The 12,831-nt window shown below is 50.2% G+C and carries 11 protein-coding genes; 10 read left to right on the plus strand and 1 reads right to left on the minus strand.

What is annotated here, in order from left to right; genetic code table 11:
• Positions 1–92: 92 nt before the first annotated feature.
• Positions 93–851, minus strand: a complete 759-nt coding sequence (locus DWY76_RS03455; protein ID WP_120079817.1) for a DapH/DapD/GlmU-related protein — start codon at positions 849–851, stop codon at positions 93–95.
• An 86-nt stretch (positions 852–937) separates the two neighbouring features.
• Between DWY76_RS03455 and DWY76_RS03460 the strand changes: the two genes are divergently transcribed.
• From DWY76_RS03460 to DWY76_RS03505, 10 genes are all read left to right on the plus strand, one after another.
• Complete coding sequence (locus tag DWY76_RS03460) at positions 938–1,165, plus strand: hypothetical protein (protein WP_242959193.1); 228 nt, start codon at positions 938–940, stop codon at positions 1,163–1,165.
• Between the two features lie 108 nt (positions 1,166–1,273).
• Positions 1,274–3,940, plus strand: coding sequence for a pyruvate, phosphate dikinase (ppdK, locus tag DWY76_RS03465; RefSeq protein ID WP_120079819.1), 2,667 nt, complete (start codon positions 1,274–1,276; stop codon positions 3,938–3,940).
• Positions 3,941–4,008: 68 nt separating this feature from the next.
• Positions 4,009–5,142 (plus strand): hypothetical protein, encoded by a 1,134-nt coding sequence (locus DWY76_RS03470; RefSeq protein WP_165852556.1) that lies wholly within the window; start codon positions 4,009–4,011, stop codon positions 5,140–5,142.
• Positions 5,143–5,741: 599 nt separating this feature from the next.
• Complete coding sequence (locus DWY76_RS03475; RefSeq protein ID WP_120079823.1) at positions 5,742–6,947, plus strand: ATP-binding protein; 1,206 nt, start codon at positions 5,742–5,744, stop codon at positions 6,945–6,947.
• Positions 6,944–7,627 carry an RloB family protein gene (locus DWY76_RS03480; RefSeq protein WP_120079825.1) on the plus strand — a complete coding sequence of 228 codons (684 nt, stop codon included), beginning with the start codon at positions 6,944–6,946 and terminating at the stop codon, positions 7,625–7,627. The genes DWY76_RS03475 and DWY76_RS03480 overlap by 4 nt, the downstream gene beginning before the upstream one ends.
• 175 nt (positions 7,628–7,802) lie before the next feature.
• Positions 7,803–8,630 (plus strand): hypothetical protein, encoded by an 828-nt coding sequence (locus DWY76_RS03485; protein WP_133300784.1) that lies wholly within the window; start codon positions 7,803–7,805, stop codon positions 8,628–8,630.
• A gap of 324 nt (positions 8,631–8,954) precedes the next feature.
• A complete protein-coding gene (locus DWY76_RS03490) occupies positions 8,955–10,853 on the plus strand; it encodes a PRD domain-containing protein (RefSeq protein WP_120079829.1) in 1,899 nt (632 codons plus the stop codon).
• The gene (locus DWY76_RS03495; protein WP_097777203.1) at positions 10,846–11,163 is read left to right on the plus strand and encodes a PTS lactose/cellobiose transporter subunit IIA; all 318 of its coding nucleotides are present in this window, start codon (positions 10,846–10,848) and stop codon (positions 11,161–11,163) included. Before DWY76_RS03490 ends, DWY76_RS03495 begins: the two co-directional genes overlap by 8 nt.
• Positions 11,164–11,192: 29 nt before the next feature.
• Entirely contained in the window at positions 11,193–11,498 is a 306-nt protein-coding gene (locus DWY76_RS03500) for a PTS sugar transporter subunit IIB (RefSeq protein WP_097777204.1), read from the plus strand.
• A gap of 35 nt (positions 11,499–11,533) precedes the next feature.
• Positions 11,534–12,826 carry a PTS transporter subunit EIIC gene (locus DWY76_RS03505; protein WP_120079831.1) on the plus strand — a complete coding sequence of 431 codons (1,293 nt, stop codon included), beginning with the start codon at positions 11,534–11,536 and terminating at the stop codon, positions 12,824–12,826.
• The last annotated feature ends 5 nt before the right edge of the window (positions 12,827–12,831 follow it).

Consider the following 12,831-nt stretch of genomic DNA (forward strand, 5'->3'; position numbering starts at 1 on the left):
TATACATTATAAGCGAAAAAGATGCACCTGCAAACAAAAACCGCCGCGCAGGGCCATCCTGTGCAGCGGTCTGTACGCGAAAAACGGACAGCTTACTTGCTCTGCTCGTCTTCCAGCTTCTTTTTCTTGGCAATGTAGGCTTCCATCTTGGGCTCTGCCCAGCCCTCAAGATTGGTCTGGCGCTCCCGGGCGATGCCCAGCGCCTGTGCGGGCACGTCCTTGGTGATAGTGCTGCCGGCGGCGGTGTAGGCACCATCGCCCACCTTCACGGGGGCCACAAGGTTCGTGTTGCAGCCGATGAAGCAGTAATCGCCGATCGTAGTGCGGAACTTATCCTTGCCGTCGTAGTTGCAGGTGACGGTGCCGCAGCCGAAGTTGCAGTACTTGCCCACATCGCTGTCGCCGATGTAGGTCAGGTGGCTCACCGTGTTGCCCCGGGCAAAGTTGGAGTTCTTGGTTTCTACATAGGCACCCAGATGCACGCCGTAGTCGGTGACGGTGTTCACCCGCACATGGGTGAAGGGGCCGATGTTGTTGTGAGGGCCGATGTGGCTGCTGTACACCTGACTGGCGTTGACGGTGCTGCCCTCGTCTACGATGCTGTCCTCAATGAGGGTGTTGGGGCCGATGATGCAGCCCGCACCGATGACCGTTCTGCCGCGCAGGATGGTACCGGCCAGAATGACGGCACCCGGGGCGATGACCACGTCCGGTGCGATCTGCACGGTGCGGCTGTCGATGATCACGCCGTTTGCGATGTGCTGCAGCAGAATGACCTCGCGGGCGGCTTCGGCGGCATCCAGCTGCTCACGCGCTGCATTCAGCGCAGCAGAAGAAACAGAATTTTCCATACGATAGATCTCCCTTCCGGCACGGCGGCTCCCGGCGGGTGGATGATAAGGCCCGACCCGGAAAAATGATGCATCCATATCCAAAGATGGATACAACAGAAGCTTTGCGCCGACAAAAAAGAAAAGCTGAAATTACAGGGATAGAAAGTTGTATCCAACAGACGGATAATCCGCGTCAGAAAACGAAAAACCTCTCGAACTTTCTCCCATTTTATACTACCTTAAAACTTGGCAAATTTCAAGGGATTTGCATAAAAAATAACAGACAAATTCGGGATTTTGCATGGTGGAAAGGAATGGATTTTCTGGTATAATAGTTTAGCATTCACAAACAATGTTCATCGGTCGAGTTTTTAAGACAAGGCAAACGATGAGACTGCGGTGCAGCTGTGCTGCAGTCACGAATGGGAGGTAAACAACGCATGAGCAAAAAGTATCTGTACTACTTCAGCGAAGGCAATGATGCTTTCGGCGGCGACAAAGTCACCATGAAGAATACTCTGGGCGGCAAGGGTGCTGGTCTGGCAGAAATGACCGCAGCCGGTATGCCGGTGCCGCAGGGTTTCACCATCACCACCGACGCCTGCACCCAGTATTATGCAGACGGCCGTCAGATCAATGACGAGATCACTGCTGATATCTTTGAGCACCTCAAGGGTCTGGAAGAGATCACCGGCAAGAAGTTCGGCGATAACCAGAACCCCCTGCTGGTCTCCGTCCGTTCCGGCGCACGTCAGTCCATGCCCGGCATGATGGACACCATCCTGAACCTGGGCCTGAACGACGAGGCTGTTGAAGGTCTGGCAAAGAAGACCGGCAACGCCCGTTTTGCATACGACTGCTACCGCCGCTTTGTGCAGATGTTCGCGGACGTCGTTATGATGGTCCCGAAGAGCCTGTTCGAGGTCGAGATCGACAAGATGAAGGAAGCCAAGGGCGTCAAGAACGACGTGGACCTGACTGCTGATGACCTGAAGGAACTGGTCGGCACCTTCAAGAAGATCTACGAGGAGAACGAAGGCCGTCCCTTCCCGCAGGATCCCCGCGATCAGCTGATCGAGGCTGTCAAGGCCGTCTTCCGCAGCTGGGACAACCCCCGTGCAAATGTCTATCGTAAGATGAACGAGATCCCCTACGAGTGGGGCACCGCAGTCAACGTTCAGCAGATGGCATTCGGCAACTCTGGCGACCGCTCCGGCACCGGCGTTGCATTCACCCGTGACCCCGCCACCGGCGCTAAGAAGCTGATGGGCGAGTACCTGATCAATGCACAGGGCGAGGACGTTGTGGCCGGCGTGCGCACTCCTTCTCCCATCAGCCACCTGAAGGATCAGATGCCTGAGGTGTACGATCAGTTCGTTGAGATCGCGACCCGTCTGGAGAACTACTTCCGCGATATGCAGGATATGGAGTTCACCATCGAGGATGGCCATCTGTACATGCTGCAGACCCGTAACGGCAAGCGTACCGCTCAGGCTGCTCTGCAGATCGCATGTGATCTGGTGGACGAGGGCATGATCACCGAGCAGGAAGCTGTCCTGCGCGTGGAGCCCAAGCAGCTGGATACCCTGCTGCATCCCCAGTTCGACGCCGCTGCCCTGAAGGCCGCCGAGGTCGTCGGCAAGGGTCTGGCAGCTTCTCCCGGTTCTGCCTGCGGCCAGATCGTCTTTACTGCTGAAGAGGCAGAGGAGATGGTCAAGTCCGGCAAGATGAAGAAGGTCGTTCTGGTTCGTCTGGAGACCAGCCCCGAGGATATCGTGGGCATGCAGGTCTCTCAGGGCATCCTGACCGTCCGCGGCGGCATGACCAGCCACGCAGCTGTTGTTGCCCGTGGTATGGGCACCTGCTGTGTCTCCGGCTGCGGCAATGACAACGAGGTCAAGATCGACGAGGAAGCAAAGACCTTCGAGATCAATGGCCACAAGTTCGCCGAGGGCGACTGGATCTCCATCGATGGTTCTACCGGCAACATCTACGGCGAGCAGGTCGCTACCGTGGCCGCTACCGGCAATAAGAACTTCAACCGCTTCATGGGCTGGGCAGACGCTGCTCGTCAGCTGCTGGTCATGACCAACGCTGATAACCCGCGCGACGCACAGCAGGCAGTGGATCTGGGTGCTGAGGGCATCGGCCTGTGCCGTACCGAACACATGTTCTTCGCAGAGGATCGCATCAAGGCTGTGCGTGAAATGATTTGCGCACGCACCGTGGAAGAGCGCGAAGCTGCTCTGGCCAAGGTCGAGCCGTTCCAGCAGGGTGACTTCGAGGCCATGTACCGCATCATGGGTGAGCGCCCGATGACCATTCGTTATCTGGATCCGCCTCTGCACGAGTTCCTGCCCACCAAGGACGAGGACATCAAGGAGCTGGCTGCCGATATGGGCATGACCTTCGATGATCTGAAGAACGTGGTTACTTCTCTGCACGAGTTCAACCCCATGATGGGTCACCGTGGCTGCCGTCTGGCTGTTACCTACCCTGAGATCGCTGCGATGCAGACCCGCGCTGTGATCAAGGCTGCTCTGAACGTCTCTGCTGAGACCGGCCATATGATCACCCCGCACATCATGATCCCGCTGGTCGGCGAGGTCAAGGAGCTGAAGTTCGTCAAGGACGTTGTGGTCAAGGTCGCAGACGAACTGATTGCTGCTGCCGGCGTTGAGATGAAGTATCAGGTCGGTACCATGATCGAGATCCCGCGCGCAGCCCTGACTGCCGGCGAGATCGCTAAGGAAGCTGAGTTCTTCAGCTTCGGCACCAACGACCTGACCCAGATGACCTTCGGCTTCAGCCGTGATGATGCCGCCAAGTTCCTGGGCGCATACTACGAGAACAAGATCTACGAGAGCGATCCGTTCCAGCATCTGGATCAGATCGGCGTTGGCAAGCTGGTCAAGATGGCTGCACACGACGGCCGCGAGACCCGTCCCGATCTGGGTCTGGGCATCTGCGGCGAGCACGGCGGCGACCCCACGAGCGTGGAGTTCTGCCACAACGTCGGCCTGGACTACGTCAGCTGCTCTCCCTTCCGTGTGCCTATCGCACGTCTGGCTGCTGCTCAGGCTGCTATCAAAAATCCAAGAAAGTAAGATTGTTGCATGAAGATGCACTAATCGCGCAAAACATGGGAAGATAAGCGTATGATAAACCCTCCCCGGTGAAACTGAATGGTTTTGCCGGGGAGGGTTTGTTTATCGAAAAGCATATTGAGGAAAATAAAATGAAGTATGGCAATAATGAATTGAGAGAAAGATGGAAGGCAATAAAGAGGCAAGCATGGAATGATGATGAATTCAATGAGCAGGTTGAAAAGTTTGAAAAATACGCAGTTGAAGAAATTCAACGGGTGCAAAAAAATGCAAATATAAAATTGAGAATACTGGAAGAAAAATATAAACAAGATCGTGAAGAAATCATGAAGGGATTGTATGCAGATGAAATAGAGATAAATGATAGTTGTATAGAAATTATTGATGAAATATATAATGAGATCCCTAAAGAAAGCAGAGTGAAAAATACAACATCAATGAGGCAGTTGCTTTTGAGAATATGGGCAGAGCAAGCAAATTGTTTTTATATCTCAAGTTGGAATGAGCGAGAAAATGGTTCGGAAATGCTTGATTGTGGCAGAGTTAAAGGAAAAAAGAAAAATGAAGTTGGGGGTAAGGCGAAAGGAGGAATAAATAACTACACAACGTTTTATAAAAAGAAATTGGATAAAGCGTTCGACATCGTAATGGGAAAATTTTACGATGAGGATAAAGATTGTATGGTTGGAGCACATGAATTGCTGAGTAAAGACAACCGCATTAAGTTGACTGAAGAAAATGTGTCTTTTCTACAGGATATTTTCAGTTGTTACTATGGAAGCGAAAAAGAAGACGATGTAGTCACGTTGATAGAAAAAGGAAAGACATCAGAAATTGGATATGCGCAGAGAATGGCTTTGAGAATAGGCATGGAGGCATTAGCGAATAATCCAAATATCAGAATTACTAATGAGATGGTTGAAATGAGATGGTTGGATTTGTTTGGATCAACCAAGGATGAGGCTAATTGGGCATATGATGAATTAAGAGAGAATTTGAAAATAATTATTGAATTGCCATATAAGACAAAGGATGAATGCGTTGCATGTAGAAAAGCGAGTCAAGCAATAGAAAAGTGTGATCGGGAAATTCGAAGCATAATATCTGAATATCATCTCGATCCGACGGTGGATTATAATAAAATAAATACTGTGCGTTTCGCTTCGCAATCGGTATACGTTCCATTCACTTCAAACGTATGAATGGAAGGTGCTAAAAGTGGGAGCTTCTTTGCCATTGTCATAAAAAACACCTCATTTTGTGATTTATCAGGATGTTGTGAATCAAATAGAAATTGATCAGGAGGAACAACTACTATAAAAACGCATAGCATTCTATCTGGTGATTTATGACACTGTTATCCATAGATCGAAATCTAATAGGATGATAATAAACTGCTTTTTGGGGCTTTCTTATAGGGCGATTTGATCAAAGGCAGCGTATTTCCGATCTCTGCCCTTCAAATTCATTGTGACAAATGAAAAAATCATTACAGATCGCAGTAAATCCAGTTTCGACATTTGGGGTGGTTTTCGTCCAATCAGACAGGTCTGGTTTTCTTTATCAAGAGCCAGCGGGCATTTTGTATCTTGTTTTGTGAGCAGACAGAAGGTACAATAATAACAAGTGACTCACATCTGCGAGGTGATACCATGCTGCGGGAAACTCCGTTTTTTGTATAAATAAAAACTTTTTACTCTTCGGTTTCACTCTATAAAACTTATATAAGAATGAGATTTTCTAAAATGCTGGAATAAAAATCGAAAATGAGGTATACTAATAACAGGAAGGAGTTGAAAGAATGCTTTGCCAGTTTTCTTTTCAGAATTTTAAGTCTTATAAGGATGAAACCACATTCGATTTCCGTGCAATGGCGATTCCGGAGTTTCAGGATGCCTTGATTCGACAGGAGAAAGCAGAAGACTTACTTCCAGTCAGTGCAGTCTACGGCCCCAATGGTGGCGGTAAGACGAATCTGCTTCAGGCATTCTTTTGCCTGATTAACCTTGTTGTGAAGCCGATTCATGCATTGGAGAAGAATCGGCAGCCAATGATTTTTCAGCAGGGCAGCAGTGTGGCTCCCTTTATGCTGGATGAAAGTTCTGCGAATGAACCTACGATTTTTCAGGTGTTCTTCCGTGTCGGCGAGAAGGAATACCAGTATTACATTGCACTCAAGGAAGAAATTGTCTTTGAGTCTCTTCTGTGGCGTACACTTGGTGGTAAGAAGACAGGACTGATTTTTGAACGAGACGGCCAGAAGATTGAATTGGGTGCAAGTATCAATAAGGCAAGCATCAACTTGGACGTCAACCCGAAGATGCCGTATCTTTCTTTTTTGGCAATCAACTACAATATCCCTGTGATTGCAGAAGTGCAGAATTGGTTTGAATCCTGTATTACACAGAGCTACGCAAACCCCAGAGCAGAAAACATTGTGCTGGTGTCCAAGAGTGAGACGACTAAGGAAAGCCTGATTCATGCACTGAATGATGTAGGTATTGATTTGTCCGGTTATCGCTATGATGAAGATAGCAAGCACCTGTTCACGCAAAGAACGATCAACGGCAAGGTCTACGAGCTTCCCTTTGAAGCAGAGTCGGATGGAACCAAGAAAATGATCGCAGCCTTGCCGGTTCTGATGGTAGCATTGCAGGAAGGCCGCACAGTGGTTGTGGACGAACTGGATGCCAAGCTGCATCCGAAGCTGCTCCGGTATGTGATTCAGATGTTCAAGAACCAAGAACTGAACAAGAAGGGCGCACAACTGTTATTCAGTTCTCACGACCTGACTACGATGAAAAACACTGTTTTCCGCCGTGATGAAATTTGGTTTGCCGCAATGAATGACAATCATGAGAGCGAGATTTATTCGCTTTACGAATTCCGGCAGGAGGACAATACTCGCGTCAAGAGCACAGCGGCCTTTGACAAGCAGTATCTGGAAGGTCGATATGGTGCAGATCCCTACCTTTCCAATATGCTGACAGGGAGGGACTGGGCATGAGTCTGAAACCTCCGAAAAAGAGTGACCTTGGGAAAAGCTGGATGAAGAATCGCCGTGATAAGGCAAGGATGATTCAGCCGGAATACCACTTGATTGCATCTGAAGGTACAGAAACCGAGCCGCAGTATTTTGGCGCAATTCAACGGATTATCAATTCTAAGTACCGTGATAGAATCCAGCTAAAGGTAGAGGGCATTGGCGACAATACGGTGAATCTGTTGATGAAAGCTCGTCAATACGTTCAGAATAACGGCATTGTGTTTAAGCACGTCTGGATTGTCTATGACACAGATGATTTTCCGGCAGAAAATATTGACATGGTGGCACAGCTGTGCGAAGAATACAGTGCGCAGGGTGAAACAATTTACCATGCTGTATGGTCGAACCAGTGCGTAGAACTGTGGTATTTGCTACATTTTATGTATATGGACACTGATATTGATAGATCTCGTTACTGGCCGAAGCTGAGCGATTGGCTGAAAAACATCGGTGCAGGTGGTTACGAGAAGAACCGCCCAGATATGTATGAAGTACTGCGGCCTTACATGGACATTGCGATTGCCAATGCAAAGCGATTGGACAAGCAAAACGAAGGACGGAAGCCCTCTGAGTCAGCCCCCGGAACGAAAGTTTACGAACTGGTTGAGGTGCTGAAACCTTATCTTTCGGACATACAGTGACCATTATTATAGTAGAAGGGTGATTATGCCTTCTCGAAAATAAGTTTTTAAATGCCTATGGATTTCCCAATGTAATCCATAGGCATTTTTCTGTGGAGGAGGGGAGGTTCTTGTTTTATGAGTGGTGGGACGGTATAATTGAGTTACAGCTATAAAGATGAAAGGCAGGATCTTTGTGAAGAAGATATTCGCAAAATATAAATGGTTACTGATTGCGTTGCTTACGATCTCAATGATCGCTGTTCCAATCGTGGTTAATACCCTCTTTAAATTTTCCAGTGCTTTTTCGGCTGAATGGTCGGCAGGAGATGCGCTTTCCTATGTTTCTGGATTGCAAGCTTTGCTGGGTACCATTATACTTGGCATTATCACTGTTGAGCAGGGACAAGACGCACAGAGAGTCAATGAGCGTTTGAGCGAAGAAAATAATAAGCTTCAAAAAATAATGACGCAAAAACTGTTGCCAGTTGTGAAAATGACAAATCCATCTTGCAAACCGACAATGATTCATCGTGGAGCACTTTCCTATGCACCGCAGGCTAAACAGTTTAGAATTCTTCGGTCGTACTATGGAGATTCCGTACAACATGAAATCAATGAAATTCGAGTGAATATTGATTCTTCGGTTGAGAAGATAAAGTATATTAAAACAGTAGAATTTTCCCTGCAAAATATTTCGGAATCGATTATTCGGCATATTCAAGTAGATAGTGTTGATATTGTTGGATTCCAAGGCAAAACAGAGTTGGTGGCATGTCAAAATTCTGGGCAAGGAGGAATAGGAGCGCTGCTCGCAACGGGTGATTCTGTGAATGTAAGCCTGAAATTGTATTCCAATAATGCTATTTATAAGGAAATTTGGGATGATGATTTGGCAGGAGTAGCCGTTGTGATGCATTTGACGAATACTACGATTTCTGGAACGACATTTTCAGAATATATTGAATTTGGGATGCAAAACAATGGCCATTGCCATACTAACTATGGAGAGCCTCTTAAGTAGACAGGGCAAGTGAAGGTGGATTGAACTGAACGCTCTGTAATTTTGGCACCCGCCCAGGCTGCGATCAAGAACCCCCGCAAGTAATTGCGTGAGAGCTTGAGAGAGCACCAATAAAGTATATGAACCGTCCCGGTTTTCGTAACAGGAAGCCGGGGCGGTTTTTGTGTTGACTGGCAGAATATCCAAACGGTAAAATATACATGCAACAATTTCCGGAGTGAATGTGGAAATTCTGGACGTGGAACGAATTGAGCAAAAATGCTATAATTTTAACAGTGATAAGAAAATAAATGTGCTAATCAACAGGCTGGGGGAGGTGAAAAGATGGACGAGCGGATCTGGACGATCGCTGAAATACTGGACAAAAGTGGCCCTATGACGGCGGATGAACTGGCCGCACAGCTGAAACTCAGCGGCAAAACAGTGCGTAGCCTGATTAAGACCTACGCAAAGGAAATGCAGGAAAATGGCTTTTGCATCACAGCCAAACCCGGCAGGGGGTTCGGCATTGAGATCACGGATGCACAGACGTATGTGTCGGGCAGCAAACCACAGCAGGGAGAACGGGCCGGCATCCCGCAGGACGCGCAGGAGCGGATACAGCGGCTGAGGCAGTATCTGCTGGAAAAGGATGGCTATTCCAAGCTGGATGATCTGAGCGAGCAGTTTTTCGTGTCGCGGCGGTCAATCTCCAACGATCTGCGCGAAGTGGAGCGGCAGCTGGCGGAATACGGGCTGAGCATCCGCCGCAAACCGGGCTACGGCATCTGCGTGGTGGGCAGTGAGACGAACCGTAGGATCTGCATTGCGGCGCAGCGGGACGAGAGCCGCCCGGTCGAGCAGCAGATACAGGAGCTGGTCAGCCGGGTGCTGGAAAAAGAAAAGTTCGCCATGTCCACGATGGCGCTGGATAATCTGGCGGTCCACCTTGAGGTCGCAGTAGAGCGCATCCGCACAGGGCACGCGATAGAAAGCTCGGATGGCATGCAGGCAGACCTTCCGGAGCGAATCCTAGAAGTGGCCAGCCACATCGCCGTGCAGATCGAAAACATGACGGGCGTGGCTTTTCCACTGCCGGAGGTCTACTACATTGCTATGCATCTGAACGGCAAACAGATGTACCGGGCAAACGCAATGACCTCGGATGAAAATTTGGTGATTCCGCAGGAGGTCAACCGCATCGTATCGGATATGATCGAGCATATCTACGAGGCGTTCCGCATCGACTTCCGGGACAATCTGGAACTGCGCATGGGCCTGTGCATGCACATGGTGCCCTTGCTGGCGCGGATCAAGAGTGGGATGCGGATGAAGAACCCGATCCTGCAGGATATCAAGCGGGAGTATCCGCTGGCCTACGAGATGGCCACGCAGGCGTGCAGCGTGTTGCAAGACGTCAGCCCGAACCCCATCAAGGAGGACGAGATCGGTTATATCGCCGTCAGCTTTGCGCTGGCACTGGAACGGCAGAAGGCCAAAGAGTGGGCACCTAAAAACATCCTGATCGTCTGCGCCAGCGGCAAAGGCAGCGCCCAGCTGCTGGCTTACCGCTACCAGCAGAAATTCGGCAAGAATTTGGGCCGGGTACAGACCTGTGACGTGATCGGGCTGCGGAGCGTGAACTTCAGTAAGATCGACTATGTGTTTTCCACGGTGCCTATTCCCATTTATGTTCCGGTGCCCATCCGACAGATCCAGTTCTTCCCCACCGAAAAAGAACTGACCCAGATGAAAAAGCTCTTGATGCAGGGCAAAAAGGGGACTGTGGAAGAATATTTCAGCCCGGAGCTGTTTCTGCCACATCTCAACTGCGAAACACGGGAGCAGGTACTGGAACAGATGTGCCGGTTCGTGTGTGGCAAAAAAAAGCTGCCGGATGATTTTTTACAGCTCGTGAAAAAGCGGGAATCGCTGGCCGCCACTTCGTTTGGTGGGCTGGTGGCAATGCCGCATCCGTGGAAGGCAGTCAGCAAAGATACCTTCGTCTGCCTTGCCATTCTGGACAAGCCCGTGCAGTGGGGCGAAGCAAAGGTACAGGTGGTATTTCTGGTGTCCATCGCGGACGATGCCACCGCAAAACTGCAAAAATTCTATCAGGTTGTTGCGCAGCTTATGGTCGATGAAGCCTGCATCTGCAAATTGATCGCAGAGCGCCGGTTCGAGGTCCTGTTGGGGCTGCTGAGACAAAAAGAACAAGGACTGGAGGAACAAGAAAATGGTTGATGACGAGAAGTACGAAGTTGCATTTGAAATTATCGCCTGCGCTGGTGATGCAAAATCGCTGGCACTGATGGCAATCGAGGAGGCCCGCAACGGCAATTTTGAACAGGCCGAAAAAAATCTGGCCGAAGCAAGAGAGCAGATGGCCAAGGCGCACGATGTACAGAACGATATGCTGCAGAGCGAAGCTCAGGGCAGGAGCGTGGAACTGAACATCGTGCTGATCCACGCAGAGGATCACCTGACCATGGCAATCATGTCCATCGATTTTGCAGAAGAGTTCATTGAACTCTATAAGCAGAATCATAAATAAACACGGAACACAAGAAAGGAAGAATCGTTATGAAAATCATGCTGGCTTGCTGCTTGGGAATGTCCACGAGCGTCGTCGTCCAGAAGATGAAGGACGCTGCAAAGGAGCAGGGCAAGGACTATGAGATCTGGGCTGTGGATCAGAACAAGATTGCGGAGAACGTTGGCAACTTTGATGTGCTGCTGCTGGGCCCGCAGGTGCGCCATCTGCAGCGCAAGGTCAAGGCAACTGTGGGTGACAGTGCACCGGTGGCGGTCATTGATGCACTGGCCTATGGCCGCTGCAACGGTGCTGCCATTCTGAAGCAGGCCGAGGATCTGGTGAACAACGGCTGAGTTGTTTGGAAAATCCCTTTTGGAGGAGAAAAAACATGAGTAAATTTAGCGACAAGTTCGTTGATGGCATGAGCCTGGTGGCCGAAAAAGTGGACGAAAACAAGTTCCTTGGTGCAATCAAGGATTCGTTCACCATCTACATGCCGTTCGTTATCGTTGGCTCGTTTATGAGCCTGTTCAATACGATCCTGTGCAGCACTACGACTGGCCTTGCCAAGTGGATCCCCGCACTGGAAGCACTGAAGCCCATCTTCACCGCTGCAAACTTTGCAACGCTGTCCTGCATGACCCTGCCTATCGTGTTCCTGATTGGCCTCAAGTTGGGCAAGAAAAACAATGTGCCGGAGCATATCTCTGCCATCATGGCACTGGCTTCCTACCTGACCATCTGCCCGCAGATCGTTTCTGTGGTGGTGGACGACAAGACCGGTACCGCCAGTGGCCTGCCCGGTGCAGCATTGGGTTCTCAGGGGCTGTTCGTAGGTATGCTGGTCGCCATTCTGGCAAGCCAGCTGTTCGCCTTCCTGATGACCTTCGATAAGCTCAAAATCAAGATGCCGGATTCTGTGCCCGCAGCGATCACCACTTCCTTCAACTCTCTGATCCCCATCGTGCTCACTCTGCTGGGTGTTTCCATTGGCGGCTACGCATTCCGTCAGATCAGCGGCCAGTACCTGACCGACTGGATCTACACCACCATCCAGCATCCTCTGGAGAACGCATTCCAGAGCCCTGCCGGTCTGTTCATCATCATTCTGGTCTGCCGTGCATTCTGGTTCCTGGGCATCCATGGCGACCTGATCATCAAGCCTGTGCGTGACCCGTTCTTGGCTGCTGCTCTGGCTGCAAACGTTGCTGCTGTGGCCGCTGGTCAGACCCCGTCCTCTCCCATCACCTACGGCTTCTGGGTCGCATTCGTTGCCCTGCCGGTGGCTCTGCCCGTCTGCCTGGCTATCTTCCTGGTGTCCAAGCGTGAAGATTATCGCGCTGTTGCCAAAGTTGCCATTGGCCCCGCACTGTTCGGCATCAGCGAGCCCATGGTCTTTGGCCTGCCTCTGGTTTTGAACACCACCATGCTGATTCCCTCCATCCTCTCTGTTATGCTGTGCTCCGGTACTGCACTGTTTGCAAGCACGATTGGCTTTATGCCCTGCAACACCGTTGACGTTGCCTTTGGTACGCCCGTGCTGCTGAGTGCACTGATTGGCCACGGCTGGCAGGGTGTTGTGGTGCAGATTATTGGTCTGGCACTGGCAACTCTGGTGTATGTCCCCTTCATGATCATTGCCAATAAGCAGGCAGAAGCAGAGCAGGCCGCTCAGAACTGATAAAA

This window comes from Faecalibacterium sp. AF27-11BH (assembly GCF_003603005.1).
GTDB classification, from domain to species: domain Bacteria; phylum Bacillota; class Clostridia; order Oscillospirales; family Ruminococcaceae; genus Faecalibacterium; species Faecalibacterium taiwanense.